The following is a 14,998-nucleotide window of genomic DNA, read 5'->3' as shown; positions in this document are numbered from 1 at the left end:
GGATCAGATCCGCACGCCGGCGGCGGTGCCCCAGCGCGAGCGCCAGCCGTGCTTGACGATCGTCAGGCCGCAGAGCGCAGCCAGTGCGAGCGCGGCGAAGATCAGGAAGCCGGGCGCGAAGCTGCCGGTCCATTGCCTGGCGACGCCCAGCGACGAGGCGAGGTAGAAGCCGCCGACCCCGCCGGCCATGCCGACCAGCCCGGTCATCACGCCGATCTCGGCGGCGAAGCGCTGCGGGACTAGCTGGAACACCGCGCCATTGCCGACGCCGAGCGCCAGCATCGCGGCAACGAAGCACGCAAGCGCGGCGACGAAGCTGACCGACAGGCTGACCGCGACCAGCGCCAGCGCGGCGAGCAGGAACACGACGCTCAGCGTGCGCACCCCGCCGATCCTGTCCGCCAGCGCGCCGCCCATCGGCCGCACCAGCGATCCCGCGAACACGCAGGCGGCGGTCGCATAGCCGGCGTGAACGGTGCTGAGCGCGAAGCGGTCGGTGAAATAGATCGGCAGGCTGGCCGCCAGCCCGACGAACCCACCGAACGTCACCGCGTAGAACGCCATCAGCCACCACGCATCCGCCTGCCGCAGCGGCGCGAGATATTCGGCGAGCCGCTTCGGCGCGGGCGCGCCCAGCGCGTCCTTGGCGAGCGCCATGTAGATCAGGAACACGATCGTCAGCGGGATGCACGCGAGCCCCAGCACCGCGTTCCAGCCATACAGCGCCGCCAGCGCGGGCGCGAACAGCGCGGCGAGTACGGTGCCCGAATTGCCCATGCCGGCCAGCCCCATTGCCTTGCCCTGATGCTCGGGCGGGTACCAGCGGCTGGCGAGCGGCAGTGCGATCGCGAAGCTGGCGCCGGCAAAGCCGAGGATCACGCCCAGCGCGAGCGTTCCCGCGAAGCTGGTCACCCCGAGCATCCACGCCGCGAGCAACCCGAAGATCACGATCAACTGGCTGATCGCGCCCGAGCGCTTCGGCCCGAGCCGGTCGACCAGCAAACCGTTGACGACGCGCAGCCCCGCCCCCGCCAGTGTCGGCACCGCGACCATCAGCCCTTTTTGCGCCGGGCTCAGCCCCAGCGCCCTGGCGATGTCAGGGGCGAGCGGGCCCAGCAGCACCCACACCATGAAGGCGAGGTCGAAATACAGGAAGGCAGCGATCAGCGTGGGGCTATGCCCGCTCGCCCAGAAGCCGCCCGCTGCCGCCTGCGTCTCCCCGTCTTGCCCGCGATCCCAGAACGCCGTCGCCATCGCCCGTGCTCCAAACAGAAAAAGCCGCCAGGACGGCGACCCTTGCGGGTGCGTCCTGGCGGCGTCGTTGCCTCGGTACGGATGCGGGGCGCTATCGCCCTGCTCCGCCAGCGTGAACCTCCCCGGCGTTGGAGAGGCGTGTCGCTGCTATCTCGTGTCCGGCATCATTGCCCGACGTTCGTGAAGCTGCCTGATTCGCGGCGGCGATGCAAGTCCCCTTCGCACACGCAGCATCATTGGTTCACGGCCATTGCGCCAGATACCCCGCGATATCGTCGGGATCGAAGGCGCGGCCGTCGAAGAACCGGTCTTGTCCGAGCAGCAACCGCCCCTGCGTCGACCCCGCGCCGATCGGGGCGTCGAGCGCGCCTTCCAGCTTGGAACTGGCGTTGGGCAGCGGCGCGCCCGAACCGGCCAGTGCGGCGCGGTACAGATCGGGGCGGAACACCGACTGCGCCGTCGCGGCATCCGCCGCGGAGAAGTGCAGCCCGTCCCAGCGCACCATCTGCGCGTAGAGCCACGCCGCCTGGCTGCGCCACGGGAAGTTGGCCGCCTCGCGATACTGGAACATGAAGTCGGGATAGGCGACCGGCGCACTGCCCGGCGTCACGCGGATGCGGTCGGTGATCGCGCGCAACACCGCTTCGAGCGGCGCGTCGCAATATTCGCGGCGCGCGAGCAATGCGGCGCTGTCCTGCGCGGTGTCCGGGCGCACGAAATGCTCGGCGGCGGCGTGGAGCGCGCGCAGCAGCGCGGCGAGCGCCTCGGGCCGTTCGGCGGCGGTATCGGAACGCAGCGCCAGCACCTTTTCGACCCCGCGTCGCCAGATCTGCGCGGTCGCCAGCGCGATCCGCCCGACGCCGCGATCGACCGCGATCGCATTCCACGGCTCGCCGACGCAGATGCCGTCGACCTCGCCCGCCGCCAATGCATCGGCGGCGAAGGTCGGGCTGGTGACGGTGATCGTCACATCCTCGTCGGGGCGGATGCCGACCCCGGCCAGCCAGTAACGCAGCATGTAATTGTGGCTGGAGTAGCGATGCACCACCCCGAAGCGTAGCGGCTTTCCGCCCGCGCGCCGCTCTGCCGCCACCGCTTTCAACGCCGCGCCCAGCGCGATCGGATCACCGAGCGATTCGCCCAGCCCGCACGCCTCCCCCAGAGCGGTGGAGAAGGTGATCGCATTGCCGTTCAGCCCCAGCACGAACGGCACGGTCAGCGCCACCGCCGGCCGGTCGCGGCCCAATGCAGTGGCGATCGCGAGCGGCGCGACCAGATGCGCGGCATCGGTGTGGCCATAGAGCAAGCGGTCGCGCACCGTCGCCCAGGTCACGTCGCGCACCAGCTCGATCCGCACCCCCTCCGCCGCTGCGAAGCCCAGTTCGTGCGCGAGGATCGGCAGCGCGGCGTCGACCAGTGGCACGAAGCCGATGCGGAAGGTCTCGGCGCTCATGGCAGGTCTCCCATCAGCGCTTCGCTGGTCACGATCGCCTCCGCTACCTCGGCGATCCGGCGGTTCGACTTCATCGCATGGCCGCGCAGCAACGCATAGGCGGCGGGTTCGTCCAACCCCCGGCGCTTCATCAGGATCGCCTTGGCGCGGTCGATCGTCTGGCGATCCGCCAGCGCTGATTTCGCCTCCGCCAGTTCGGTCTGCAACCGCGAGAAGGCCTGGAAGCGGCGGATCGCCAGATCGAGCACCGGCTTGATGCGCTGCCGCGCCAATCCGTCGACGACGTAAGCCGAGACACCCGCGTCGACCGCCGCCATCGTCGTCTGCGCGTCGGACTGGTCGACGAACATCGCGATCGGCCGCGCCAGCGCGCGCGACATCGCGAAGAAATCCTCGAGCAGATCGCGGCTGGGGTTTTCGAGATTGATAAGCACCACCTCGGGCGCGCTCGCCTCGACCTGCGCCACCAGCGGCCCGGCGGGATCGATCACCACCAGATCGGCGAGCCCGGCGTCGCGCAATCCTTCCGAGATGATCGCGGCGCGCGTGGTGCTGGTATCGATGATCGCGATCCTCACGACGCGGGGGGTATCGCGCCGGGCGGCTTTGTTGCAACCGTGAAACGCGCACGATACGTCAACGGGCGATGCGCGAGCCATGCTTCAATCCTGCTTCGACGCCGGTGACGTGATGGACCGCAGCGCGCGACTGTTGATCGTCGACGACGATCCCGACATTCGCGAGCTGACCGCCGACTTTCTCACCCGCCACGGCTATACCGTCGATGTCGCGCCGGACGGTGCGGCGATGCGCCGTGCGATGGCGACGAACGATTATGCGCTGCTGGTGCTCGACGTCATGATGCCGGGCGAGGATGGCCTTACGTTGCTGCGCGGGCTCGACCGTTCGGCGCCGCCCGCGGTCATCATCATGTCGGTGATCGGCGAGGAGGTCGACCGAATCGTCGGACTCGAGATGGGGGCCGACGATTATATCGCCAAGCCCGCCAACCCGCGCGAGTTGCTGGCGCGCATCCGCTCGGTCCTGCGCCGCGCCAACGCTACCGTCTCCGACATCGGCGTCCGTCAGACCGCGGTCGTGCGTCCATGGCAGCATTTTAACGGCTGGCGGCTCGATCCGATCGGACGGCAGCTGCTCGATCCGGAAGAGGTGGTCATCAATCTGTCCGACGGCGAGTTCCGGCTGCTGATGACCTTCGTCGACCATCCGCGCCGGGTGCTGACGCGCGATTTCCTGCTCGACCATGCCCGCGGGCCCAGCGCTGAGCATTTCGACCGCGCGATCGACGTGCAGGTCAGCCGGCTGCGCCGCAAGCTCGCGCGCAACGACGGGCGTGGTGGCGACGAACTAATCCGCACCGTGCGCAACGAAGGCTATATGTTCGCGGGCGATGTCGCGCAGCGGTGATCGCAGCCGGCCGCTGGCATGGCCGATCTTTCTGCTCGTCGTGGTGTCGGTGCTGGTCACCGCCGTCATCTCGTTCGCCGTCACCTTTTCCGGCCCGCCGCCGTTCGAGCCGCCGCGTAGTCTGACCGGGATCGCGCGCGCGCTAAAGGGTGAACCGCCGCGACCCTGGTTCGGCGGCGATCGCCTGATGGCGCCGCCCGGCGGGCTCCGTCCCCATCGCGCGCCATTGCAGCGCGAGCGCGTCGCGCGTTCGCCCCGGCCGCGCCGCGCGGAACGCGCCAATGTCGAAGCGTCAGCGCGGCTCGCGCTGACGCTGGCGGTGCCGCGCAATGACGTCGTCGCCTTCACCCAGCCCGGCCGCAGCGAAGGCGAGGCGTTCGCGGGCGACTGGACCTTTGCCTGGCGGCAGGGTGGCGGCTGGTGGATGGTCAGGAGCCAGCAACCGCCGTGGCTGACCCGCTGGCACGTCCGCACCCTCTTGGCATTGCTCGCCGCGATCCTGCTGCTATCGATTCCCGGCTGGTGGCTGGCGCGCGCGCTCACCCGCCCGTTGCGCCAGCTGGCCGCGGCGGCGGACCGCGCCGGCACCGGTGCGCCGCTGCCCGATCTGCCCGGCGGCTCGCGGGAGATTCGCGACCTCGCGCGTGCGGTGTCGACGATGCATGCGCGGCTCGCCAGCCATGCCGGGGCGCGTACCGCGATGCTTGCCGGGATCGCGCACGATCTCGGCACGCCGCTCGCCCGCCTCGCCTTTCGCGTCGAGGGCCTGCCGGACGCCGCGCGCGCCAAGGCGGCGGCCGATATCGAGGAGATGCGGGCGATGATCGGCGCGACGCTGGTGTTCGCGCGCGACGACGCCGCCGCGACCGCGCTGATCCGTCTCGATCTCGCCAGCCTGCTCGACAGCCTTGTTCATGATCTCAAGGATATCGGCGCCGCGGTCGAGTCGACCGGTGGCCCGCGCGCGATCGTGCGCGGCGACAGCGGTGCACTGCGGCGACTCTTCGCCAATCTGGTCGAGAATGCGATGCGCTACGGCGAGCGCGCAACGGTCGGCTGGATCGTCGATGACGGCCGCGTGACCGTGACGATCGACGACGTCGGACCCGGCGTCGATCCGGCGATTGCCGAACGGCTTTTCCAGCCATTCGTGCGCGGCGATCCGTCACGCAACCGCATGACCGGGGGCACCGGGCTCGGGCTCGCGATCGTCCGCACGATCGCCACCGCGCACGGCGGTGCGGTGACGCTCGGCAATGGCGCAACCGGAGCGCAGGCGCGCGTGGTGCTGCCGCTGTCGACCTGACCCGGCCCGCGGTGCAACGGCGCGCAACAAGGTTTCAGCGGACGGACACACCGCCGTGCACGAACATCGGCACTTGCCTCCGAATGTTCAGCCGGAGCTGCCTCATCATGACCGATCATCACTCTTCGCACGCCCACAGCCTCGCCGACGACCTGCAGCGCATCGACACGCTGATGGCACGGCGTCGAGCACTCAAATGGTGCGCAGGCGCGGGGACGGTCGCCTTCCTCGCGGGCTGCGGCGGCAGCGATGCCGAGAGTGCGGATACGACGACCACCGCCACGCCGACGCCGACCGTCACCGCCACCGCCACCCCGGCACCGAGCCCGACCAGCACCGCCACCACCGCCACCTGCATCGCCGATCCGCAGGAGACAGGAGGTCCGTATCCCGCGGACGGCACCAACACCGCGTCGGGGTCGACCAGCAACGTGCTGACCACCGCCGGAATCGTCCGCTCCGACATGCGCGCCAGCTTCCTGACGACCACCACGGTCGCAATCGGCGTGGCGGTCACGTTCACGATCACCGTCGTCAACGTCAACGCGACCTGCGCGCCGCTTGCCGGCTATGCGGTGTATCTGTGGCATTGCGATCGCAACGGCACCTATTCGCTCTACGGCAGCGGCGCGGGCGAAAGCTATCTGCGCGGCGTGCAGGTCACCGACACGAACGGCCAGGCAACCTTCACCACCATCTTCCCCGGTTGTTACGACGGCCGCTGGCCGCACATGCATTTCGAGGTGTTCTCGACGCTATCGAACGCGCTGGGTGGACGCTACGCCATCCTTACCAGCCAGTTCGCGCTACCCGCCGGTGTGTGCAGTACCGTCTACGCCGACACGACCACCTATCCCTCGAGCCGCACCACTTTCGCGCGCGTGGCGCTGTCGAGCGACAATGTCTTCGGCGACAACAGCACCGCGCAGCTGGCGCAGATGACGCCAACCTTCACCGGTGATCCGTCCACCGGCTACACCGCCACCGCGGTCATCGGGGTGGCGCGGTAGGACAATCTATCTCGGGACTCAACAGGGGCTCGTCGCGGTAGCGACAAGCCCCCAAGTACCGTCATCCCGGATCAAGTCAGGGATGAAGGCATGTAAGTCTACGATGGGTGAACGTCAGGCCCCGGCCGACGCGCCATTGCCGCTGCCGCCGCGCCCGCGACCACGTCCGCCGCGACCGCGACGGGCGCCGCCGCCACCGGCACTGGCGTTGGCGTAATTGCGCCCGCCCTGCGCCGACCCCGGCGTCGCGCGCGGCGCATGGCTCGCCTTGGGACGTGCCGGCCCGCGCTGGCCCCGCGGACGATCCTCGCGCGGCGCCGGATCGGCACCGATCGTCTTCACGCGCTGCGCCTTCAACTGCTCGGCCTGCTTGAGGAAGTCCTCGGGCAGTTCGCTGACCGGGATCTTCTGCCGCGTCACCTTTTCGATGTCCTTCAGGTACGGACGCTCGTCATCCGCGCAAAAGGCGATCGCCTCGCCGCTGCGTCCGGCACGTGCGGTACGACCGATGCGGTGGACATATTGTTCGGCAACGTTCGGCAGCTCGAAGTTGAAGACGTGGCTGACGCCCGAGACGTCGATGCCGCGCGCGGCGATGTCGGTGGCGACGAGGATCGGCACTTCGCCCGACTTGAACAGCGCCAGCGCACGCTCGCGCTGCGGCTGGCTCTTGTTGCCGTGAATCGCGTTGGCAGCGACGCCATTGCCGGCCAGCAGTTTCACGACGCGGTCGGCGCCATGCTTGGTGCGGGTGAACACCAGCGCACGATCGACCGGCATGTCACGCAACAGGATCGTCAGCAGCGCCTGCTTCTCGGTCTGGTTGCAGAAGATCACCGACTGGTCAACGCGCTCGGCGGTGGTCGCCGCCGGCTTGATCGAGACGGTCGCCGGATCGTTGAGGAATTGCGACGCCAGATCGCGGATCGCGACCGGCATCGTTGCCGAGAAGAACAGCGTCTGGCGCTTGCGCGGGACCATCCGCACGATCTTCTTGAGCGCATGGATGAAGCCGAGGTCGAGCATCTGGTCGGCCTCGTCCAGCACCAGGATCTCGATCATCGACAGGTTGATATACCCCTGCTCGACGCAATCGATCAGCCGGCCCGGCGTCGCGACGAGAATGTCGACACCGCGCGCGACGTCGTTGCGGTTCTTGTTGATGCTGGTGCCACCGAACACGGTCGCGACTGACATCTTGGAGAACTGGCCGTAGGCGCGTGCCGAATCGGCAATCTGGCTGGCCAGCTCGCGCGTCGGGGCGAGGACGAGCATCCGGCAGTGCGTCGGCAGCACCTTCTTGCCCTCGGTCAGCCGCTGGATCGACGGCAGCACGAACGCGGCGGTCTTGCCGGTGCCGGTCTGTGCGATGCCGAGCAGGTCGCGGCCTTCGAGTAGCTGCGGGATCGAGTCGCGCTGGATCGGAGTGGGTTCGGTATAGCCCTTGGCTTCGAGCGCGCGGACGAGCGGCTCGGCAAGGCCGAGATGAGCGAAAGACATGGAATAACAGTCCTAATACAGGCGCTACCCGCACGTCGATTGGACGCACGAATGGCGGGGAAGATCGACACCCCGCGTGACTTGGGAAGCCCGTGAAAAACGACCGAGGCGGAGCCGGGACCAAACGGTCCGATCACGCTGCCAACGCCTCGATGCCGCGACAGATGGCAAATCTGCTGACAGAAGTCAAGGTGAGACCTTTGACGGGTTGCGCGCAACCGTTGCGAAAGTATCGCGTTCGCAACGCCGCCATGACCGAACTCCCGACCACCAGCCCGCGTCATGCGCCCGACTCAACGCCACTAGGTCGCTGGGACTGGGACATTCTCGCCGACCGCGTCACGTCGGACGCCGGTTTCGCCCGCCTGTACGGCGTGGCCCCGGACACGGCTGCCGCGGGCGCGCCGATCGCCGAATTCTTCCACGGCATCGCGCCGCAGGATTTGCCGCGCGTGCGGGCGGCGATTGCGCGCAGCATCGACGAGGGTGTCTCCTTCGAGGAAGAATATCGCATTACCGGTCCTGGTGGCCGCTGGCGCTGGGTCGCGGCGCAGGGGCGTGTGGATCGCGATGCAGATGGGCGCGTCACGCACCTTCCGGGGATCAGCTTCGACATCGACGCGCGCAAACGTGCCGAGCTGCGGCTGTCGGCACTCGTCGAACTGGGCGACCGGCTGCGCGACCCCGGCGACGCGGGTGATCTGGCGCTGGCGGCGGCGCGCGTGCTGGGCAACGCGCTCGACGTCAGCCGCGCCGGCTATGGCACCGTCGATCCGGTTGCCGAGACGATCACCACCGAGCGCGCCTTTTGCGCCGAGGGGATCGACGCGCTGCCCACGGTGCTGCACTTCCGCGACTACGGCAGCTATATCGAGGATCTGAAGAACGGCGTCACCGTCGCTATTTCCGACGTTCGCGAGGATGATCGCACCCGCGATACCGCCGAGGCGTTGCGGGGCCTCGCGGCGATGTCGTTCATCAACTTGCCGGTCACCGAACAGGGCGGGTTCGTCGCCCTCCTCTACCTCAATCACGCCGAGCCGCGCGACTGGCTGCCCGAGGAGCTAGCGCTGGTGCGTGAGGTGGCGGAGCGCACCCGCGACGCGGTCGAGCGGCGCCGCGCCGAGCACGAGCTGGCGACGCTTAATGAGCGATTGGAGCAGGAGGTCGAGGCGCGCACCGCCGCGTTGATGGAGGCCGAGGCGCAGCTGCGTCAGGCGCACAAGATGGAGGCGGTCGGGCAGCTGACCGGCGGGCTGGCGCATGACTTCAACAATCTGCTGACCGGCATTTCTGGCGCGCTGGAGATGATGCAGGTCCGAGTCGCGCAGGGGCGGATCGGCGAGCTGGACCGCTATGTCGCGGCCGCACAGGGCGCGGCGCGACGTGCGGCGGCGCTCACGCACCGGCTGCTCGCCTTCTCGCGCCGTCAGACGCTCGACCCGCGCCCGACCGACGTCAACCGGCTGGTGGCGGGGATGCAGGAGCTGATCCACCGCACGCTCGGCCCCGCGATCACGCTGGAGGTGGTGGGCGCCGGCGGCTTGTGGAACACGCTGGTCGATCCCAACCAGCTCGAGAATGCGCTGCTCAACCTGTGCATCAACGCGCGCGACGCGATGCCCGATGGCGGCCGTGTGACGATCGAAACGGCGAACAAATGGCTCGACGAGCGCGCGGCGCGCCCGCGCGACCTGCCGCCCGGCCAGTACCTCTCGCTGTGCGTCAGCGACACCGGTACCGGCATGAGCCCGGAAGTGCAGGCCCGCGCCTTCGATCCGTTCTACACCACGAAGCCGATGGGCGAGGGCACAGGGCTGGGGTTGTCGATGATCTACGGCTTCGCCCGGCAATCGGGCGGGCAGGTGCGGATCTACAGCGAGCCGGGCGACGGCACGACGGTGTGCATCTATCTGCCGCGCCACCATGGCAGCGTCGACGACGAAGGCGAGGCGACATTGCCGCTCGATAAGGCCCAGCAGGTCGAGGGCATGCCGACGGTGCTGGTCGTCGACGACGAACCGACGGTGCGGATGCTGGTGATCGAGGTGCTCGACGGGCTCGGCTATACCGTGCTGGAGGCAGGTGACGGCGCGGGCGCGCTGCGGATGCTCGACAGCGGGATTCGCCCCGACCTGCTCGTCACCGACGTCGGGCTGCCCGGGCAGATGAACGGGCGACAGGTCGCCGATGCCGCGCTGGCGCGGTTTCCGACGCTGCGCGTGCTGTTCATCACCGGCTATGCCGAGAATGCGGTGATCGGCAGCGGGCAGCTGGACCCGCATGTCGCGCTGCTCACTAAGCCGTTCACGATGGAGGGGCTGGCAGCGAAGGTGCGCGCGCTGCTCGCCGAAAGCTGACCGCTATGCCTCCAGTTCAGTGAGGAAGGCGCTGACACCCCATTTCATCGAGCCAACGATCGCGGCGAGTCGTTCGAGAAGCGTCTGCATGACCTGTGCATCCTCGCCCGCCTCGCGTGCGCTGCCCAGCACGTCCGCCACCCCGGCCTCGATCCGCAGCGTCGCGGCGCCGGCCTCGCCGACATGTTCGCCGATCGCGCGCCCGGCGATCCCCTGCTCGCGCACCGCGGCCATCACGCTGGCCGACAGCTGCTCGATCGCTTCCACCGCGCGGGCGACGCCTTCGTGATCATCGGACACCGCGCCGATCGCGATCCTGATCCGCGCGACATGATCGGCAATCCCGGCCGCGGCTGTACGCGTCTGGGTAGCCAGCGTCTTCACCTCGCCGGCGACCGCCGTGAAGACAAGCCCGGCGTCGCCGGCGCGCGCGCATTCGATCGCGGCGTTCAGCGCCAGCATTCTCGTCTGCTGCGCAATGGTATCGATCAGCGCACTCACCATGGCGATCGCCTCCGCCGCCTCGCCGAGCGCGCGGATCTGCTCTGCGCTTGCCCGGGTGCGCGTGACCGCGCGTTGAGTGGCGATGTTCGCGGCATGCATCCGCTGCTCGACCGAGTCGAGCGCACCCGCGAAAATCTCGGCGCTGACGGCGATCCGTTGCAGGTTGACGATCGAGCCGGCCGCGGCGCTCGCCACGTCGTCGGTACGTGTGCGGATCGCCACCGCGCGTTGCGCGACGCGACGCGATGCGGCGTCGACCGCCTGCGACACCTCCCCAAGCCCGCGCACCAGGTCGCGTTTTTCGGCCCGGAACCGTTGCGCGGCATCCTCGATCCGAAACGCACGTCGCTGCTCGGCGAGATGGATGCGCCCGGCGCGTTCGGCGGCGATGCGCAACAAGCTCGGTTGATCGACCGTGCCGGCAAAGCGCCCCCCTCGGGTCAGGATCAGGCCCTCGGCCGCCTCGGCTCCGCGCCATGCGGCCAACGCCTCGACCGCGGGTGCGCCGATCTCGATCACGGGGCAGTCGCGCATCCGGGAATCGACGTGCATCGGCAAGCCACGATTGCTGAGCAACGCATGACCGAATGGACCGAACAGCAAGGAACGCAGGTCACGCTCCAGCAGCGCGCCACACGGCCGGTCGTCGGCATCGACGATTGCGATCAATCGCACCCGCGGCGCGGCGCGTAACAGCTCGACCGCATCGAGCAGCGCGGCGTCGTGCGGCAGCTTGCTGGTATCGGTCGCCCAATGGGCCTCGACCATATCAAGGCCAGCCACGGACACCGATACCATCGGCGGGATGCTGAGAGCCATCATCATACCGGAAGGCTTAACCGACGATAGTAAACGCCGCCTTTCCCGCAGATGACGGTTTGGTGAAACCGGTGGCGGGAAGGAACCCCGACGCCCCTCGTTCCTTTGATCCATGACAAGCCCGCCGCCCTTGCGCGCGGGACGAACGAGGATCGTCCATGACCGACATCAAAACCCGCCCGGCCGGCAACGGCGGTGAGACGCATCAGACGACCGACGCCGATCACCCGGTGCTGACCACCAATCACGGGACACCTGTTTCGGATAACCAGAACCAGCTGAAGGTCGGGCCGCGCGGCCCGGTGCTGCTGGAGGACGAAGTCTATCGCGAGAAGATGAACCACTTCGACCATGAGCGCATCCCGGAGCGGATCGTCCATGCGCGTGGTTCGGCCGCGCACGGCTATTTCGAATGCACCGACTCGCTGGCCGACATCACCCGCGCCGACCTGTTCCAGAAGAAGGGGCAGCGCACCGAAGTGTTCGCGCGCTTCTCGACCGTCGCGGGTGGCGCCGGGTCGGTCGACACCCCGCGCGACGTGCGCGGCTTCGCGGTGAAATTCTACACGCGCGAGGGCAATTGGGACCTCGTCGGCAACAACATCCCGGTGTTCTTCATCCAGGACGCGATGAAGTTCCCCGACCTGATCCACGCCGCCAAGATGGAGGCCGATCGCGGCTATCCGCAGGCGGCGACCGCGCACGACACCTTCTGGGACTTCATCTCGCTGATGCCCGAGGCGACCCATATGATCATGTGGGCGATGTCCGATCGTACGTTGCCGCGCAGCTTCGCGACGATGGAGGGCTTCGGCATCCACACCTTCCGCTTCGTCAATGCCGAGGGGAAGAGCACCTTCGTCAAATTCCACTGGAAGCCGCGCGCCGGGCTCGCCTCGACGATCTGGGACGAAACGGTCAAGATCGCGGGCGCCGACCCCGACTTCCAGCGCCGAGACCTGTTCGAGCGGATCAACCGCGGCGACTATCCCGAATGGGATCTGGGCGTGCAATTGTTCGACGAGGAATTCGCGAACAGTCAGCCTTATGACGTGCTCGACGCGACCAAGATCATCCCCGAGGAGGTGCTGCCGGTGCGCATCGTCGGCAAGATGGTGCTCGACCGCTATCCGGATAATTTCTTTGCCGAGACCGAGCAGGTCGCCTTTTGCCCCAGCCATATGGTGCCGGGGATCGACCATTCGAACGATCCGCTGCTGCAGGGGCGGCTGTTCAGCTATCAGGATACGCAGATCAAGCGGCTGGGGTCGACCAACTGGCACCAGTTGCCGATCAACCAGGCGAAGGGCCGCGCCGATGCGGCGGGCTGCCCGTTCCTGAACATGCAGCGCGACGGGCATATGCAGATGCAAGTGCCCAAAGGCCGCGCGAATTACGAGCCGAACAGCCTGCATCTGGCCGGTGAGCCCGGCGGGCCGCGCGAGGACCCGAACGGCTTCAAGAGCTTTCCCGCCGAGGAGAGCGGGCAAAAGCTGCGCATCCGCGCCGAAAGTTTCGCCGACCATTATTCGCAGGCGCGGTTGTTCTGGCGCTCGATGGACAAGGCCGAACAGGCGCATATCGCCTCGGCCTTCGTCTTCGAGCTGAGCAAGGTATCGATCCCGCACATCCGCGTCGCGCAGCTCGCCAATCTGCGCAACGTCGATGAGGAACTGGCGCAGCGCGTCGCCGACGGCCTTGCGGTCGACCTGCCCGAGGCGTCGCCGACCAGCGCGCCGGTGCTCGACATGGAACCGTCGCCGGCGCTGCGCATCGTGCGCGGGCCCATGGAGAAGCATACGCTGGAAGGGCGCACGGTCGGCATCCTGTTCGCCGACGGTACCGATCGCGAGGAGTTCGAGTCGACCGTCGCCGCGGTCAAGGCGGCGGGTGGCACCCCACTGACGATCGCGCCCAAGGTCGGCGCGGTGCCGCTGTCCGACGGCACCAGCGTCGCCGCCGATGCGCAATTGTTCGGCCAGCCATCGGTGACGGTCGACGCCTGCGCGGTGATCCTGTCCGAAGCCGCGTGCGCCAAGCTCGTCAAGGAAGGCGCGGCGGTGCAATGGGTGATGGATGCCTTCGGGCACCTTAAGGCGATCGGGCATAACGACGCGGCCAAGCCGTTGCTCGACAAGGCCGGGGTCGAGCCCGATGCCGGGGTGACCGATCTGGAGGCGTTCGTCGATGCCGCCAAGCAGCGTTATTGGGATCGCGAGCCCAACGTCCGCACGCTGGCCTGAGGGAGAAGGGCGATGCTCGAACACGTACCGCACTGGCTGGGCAGCCTGATGCACAATGTCCGCGCCGGGCATGCCAAGCTGGCGATCGTGCAGGACGGCATCGTCACCGGTGACGCCCGGTTGGAACTGTCCAGCCTCGCCTTCGCCGATGGCGCGCGCCTGCCGGAGCGCTTCACTGCCGATGGCGAGGGGGTGTCGCCGCCGCTGACGTGGCGCGGCGTGCCGGCGGGCACCGCGGCGCTGGCGTTGCTGGTCGAGGACCCCGACGCCCCTGCCCCCAACCCGCTGGTTCATGCGGTGATGTGGAACCTGCCGCCCGAGGACGGATCACTTCCGGAAGGCGCGGTCGCGCCGGACGGGCGTGGTGCGGACGACGGGTCGGATGTCGGGCGCAACAGCTACAGTCAGGAGGGCTGGCTGCCGCCCGATCCCCCGACCGGGCACGGCAGCCATGATTACGTCTTCCAGCTCTTCGCGCTCGACAGCGCCGCGGAGCTCGACATCAATCCCGGGCGAACCGAACTGCTGGAGGCGATCCGCGGGCATGTCATCGCCGCGGGAATGCTCGTCGGCACCTATTCGCGCGGCGAGGAAGCATCAGTGGGCCCCGTCACGGCGTCACCAGAGGTCGCCTGAGCGATGACGTCGCCGCCGCAGGTCCGCACGCCGCCGGTTGCGCTCGGTGCAGCGGGGCTGTTGCCGCAGATCGCCTGCGTCATGCTGGCGCTGATCGAGCCGGAAACACGTGGGGCGGCGGCGATCGTCGGCGGCGGTTACGCCGCACTGATCCTGTCATTTCTGGGCGGATTGTGGTGGATGCAGGCCTTGCTGCGCAGCGACGGACGCTGGTGGCCGTATCTGCTGGCGGTCGCGCCAAGTCTCGTCGGCTGGGCGGCGTTGCTGCTCGTCATCGGTGGCGCGACGCCCCCAGCGGCCGGGTTGATGATGCTGGCACTCGCGTTGCTCTCCAGCCCGCTCGGGGATCGCGAAATCGGGCCGCTTTTACGGAGCGTGCCGGCGTGGCGGCAGTTACGATTGACGCTGTCGGGTGGACTCGGCGCGCTGACCTTGCTGCTCGCGCTGCTAAGCGGGCGGAGCTGAGCCCCGCCCGCAGCCGCGCG

The 14,998-nt window shown here is 68.5% G+C and carries 12 protein-coding genes; 7 read left to right on the top strand and 5 right to left on the bottom strand.

The genetic code is table 11. From position 1 onward, the window contains the following. Positions 1-3: 3 nt before the first annotated feature. The 3 genes from BACI71_RS01425 to BACI71_RS01415 form a co-directional block, all read right to left on the bottom strand. Entirely contained in the window at positions 4-1,254 is a 1,251-nt protein-coding gene (locus BACI71_RS01425; RefSeq protein ID WP_159754068.1) for a nitrate/nitrite transporter, read from the bottom strand. Between the two features lie 241 nt (positions 1,255-1,495). Beyond that, the gene (locus tag BACI71_RS01420) at positions 1,496-2,707 is read right to left on the bottom strand and encodes an ABC transporter substrate-binding protein (protein WP_159754065.1); all 1,212 of its coding nucleotides are present in this window, start codon (positions 2,705-2,707) and stop codon (positions 1,496-1,498) included. After that, positions 2,704-3,285 (bottom strand): ANTAR domain-containing response regulator, encoded by a 582-nt coding sequence (locus tag BACI71_RS01415; RefSeq protein WP_159754062.1) that lies wholly within the window; start codon positions 3,283-3,285, stop codon positions 2,704-2,706. Before BACI71_RS01415 ends, BACI71_RS01420 begins: the two co-directional genes overlap by 4 nt. A 79-nt stretch (positions 3,286-3,364) precedes the next feature. On the opposite strand from BACI71_RS01415, the gene BACI71_RS01410 reads away from it, so the two are divergent. The 3 genes from BACI71_RS01410 (at position 3,365) to BACI71_RS01400 (ending at position 6,451) form a co-directional block, all read left to right on the top strand. Then, positions 3,365-4,135, top strand: a complete 771-nt coding sequence (locus tag BACI71_RS01410; RefSeq protein WP_236552760.1) for a response regulator — start codon at positions 3,365-3,367, stop codon at positions 4,133-4,135. Then, a complete protein-coding gene (locus BACI71_RS01405) occupies positions 4,119-5,441 on the top strand; it encodes an ATP-binding protein (protein WP_159754059.1) in 1,323 nt (440 codons plus the stop codon). Before BACI71_RS01410 ends, BACI71_RS01405 begins: the two co-directional genes overlap by 17 nt. A gap of 107 nt (positions 5,442-5,548) precedes the next feature. Further along, positions 5,549-6,451 carry a dioxygenase family protein gene (locus BACI71_RS01400; RefSeq protein WP_159754056.1) on the top strand — a complete coding sequence of 301 codons (903 nt, stop codon included), beginning with the start codon at positions 5,549-5,551 and terminating at the stop codon, positions 6,449-6,451. Between the two features lie 114 nt (positions 6,452-6,565). Here BACI71_RS01400 and BACI71_RS01395 read toward each other — a convergent pair whose 3' ends face one another. Further along, positions 6,566-7,951 (bottom strand): DEAD/DEAH box helicase, encoded by a 1,386-nt coding sequence (locus tag BACI71_RS01395; protein WP_159754053.1) that lies wholly within the window; start codon positions 7,949-7,951, stop codon positions 6,566-6,568. A 251-nt stretch (positions 7,952-8,202) separates the two neighbouring features. On the opposite strand from BACI71_RS01395, the gene BACI71_RS01390 reads away from it, so the two are divergent. Beyond that, positions 8,203-10,311, top strand: coding sequence for an ATP-binding protein (locus BACI71_RS01390; RefSeq protein WP_328803972.1), 2,109 nt, complete (start codon positions 8,203-8,205; stop codon positions 10,309-10,311). A 3-nt stretch (positions 10,312-10,314) separates the two neighbouring features. On the opposite strand, the gene BACI71_RS01385 is transcribed toward BACI71_RS01390, so the two are convergent. After that, a complete protein-coding gene (locus BACI71_RS01385; RefSeq protein ID WP_159754045.1) occupies positions 10,315-11,598 on the bottom strand; it encodes a methyl-accepting chemotaxis protein in 1,284 nt (427 codons plus the stop codon). A 194-nt stretch (positions 11,599-11,792) separates the two neighbouring features. Here BACI71_RS01385 and BACI71_RS01380 point away from each other — a divergent pair, with 194 nt between their 5' ends. The 3 genes from BACI71_RS01380 to BACI71_RS01370 are packed head-to-tail and all read left to right on the top strand — an operon-like array spanning position 11,793 to position 14,978. Continuing rightward, positions 11,793-13,877: a catalase gene (locus tag BACI71_RS01380; RefSeq protein ID WP_159754042.1), complete on the top strand. Its 2,085-nt coding sequence runs from the start codon at positions 11,793-11,795 to the stop codon at positions 13,875-13,877. Positions 13,878-13,889: 12 nt separating this feature from the next. Beyond that, positions 13,890-14,513 (top strand): YbhB/YbcL family Raf kinase inhibitor-like protein, encoded by a 624-nt coding sequence (locus BACI71_RS01375; protein ID WP_159754039.1) that lies wholly within the window; start codon positions 13,890-13,892, stop codon positions 14,511-14,513. 3 nt (positions 14,514-14,516) lie between these two features. Next, on the top strand, positions 14,517-14,978 hold the full coding sequence (locus BACI71_RS01370; protein WP_159754036.1) for a DUF3429 domain-containing protein: 462 nt from the start codon (positions 14,517-14,519) through the stop codon (positions 14,976-14,978). The last annotated feature ends 20 nt before the right edge of the window (positions 14,979-14,998 follow it).

The sequence above is a fragment of the Sphingomonas sp. 8AM genome, from assembly GCF_902506455.1.
Lineage (GTDB): Bacteria > Pseudomonadota > Alphaproteobacteria > Sphingomonadales > Sphingomonadaceae > Sphingomonas.
The sequence above is the reverse complement of the archived record's forward strand: the minus strand, read 5'-3'. Positions and strand labels throughout refer to the sequence as shown.

What these genes read in the sequence shown, in the direction of transcription:
- BACI71_RS01420 (WP_159754065.1), bottom strand. Translation starts at nt 2,707, where the DNA reads ATGAGCGCCGAGACCTTCCGCATCGGCTTCGTGCCACTGGTCGACGCC.
- BACI71_RS01380 (WP_159754042.1), top strand. Translation starts at nt 11,793, where the DNA reads ATGACCGACATCAAAACCCGCCCGGCCGGCAACGGCGGTGAGACGCAT.
- BACI71_RS01370 (WP_159754036.1), top strand. Translation starts at nt 14,517, where the DNA reads ATGACGTCGCCGCCGCAGGTCCGCACGCCGCCGGTTGCGCTCGGTGCA.
- BACI71_RS01405 (WP_159754059.1), top strand. Translation starts at nt 4,119, where the DNA reads ATGTCGCGCAGCGGTGATCGCAGCCGGCCGCTGGCATGGCCGATCTTT.
- BACI71_RS01375 (WP_159754039.1), top strand. Translation starts at nt 13,890, where the DNA reads ATGCTCGAACACGTACCGCACTGGCTGGGCAGCCTGATGCACAATGTC.
- BACI71_RS01390 (WP_328803972.1), top strand. Translation starts at nt 8,203, where the DNA reads ATGACCGAACTCCCGACCACCAGCCCGCGTCATGCGCCCGACTCAACG.
- BACI71_RS01410 (WP_236552760.1), top strand. Translation starts at nt 3,365, where the DNA reads ATGCTTCAATCCTGCTTCGACGCCGGTGACGTGATGGACCGCAGCGCG.
- BACI71_RS01395 (WP_159754053.1), bottom strand. Translation starts at nt 7,951, where the DNA reads ATGTCTTTCGCTCATCTCGGCCTTGCCGAGCCGCTCGTCCGCGCGCTC.
- BACI71_RS01400 (WP_159754056.1), top strand. Translation starts at nt 5,549, where the DNA reads ATGACCGATCATCACTCTTCGCACGCCCACAGCCTCGCCGACGACCTG.
- BACI71_RS01425 (WP_159754068.1), bottom strand. Translation starts at nt 1,254, where the DNA reads ATGGCGACGGCGTTCTGGGATCGCGGGCAAGACGGGGAGACGCAGGCG.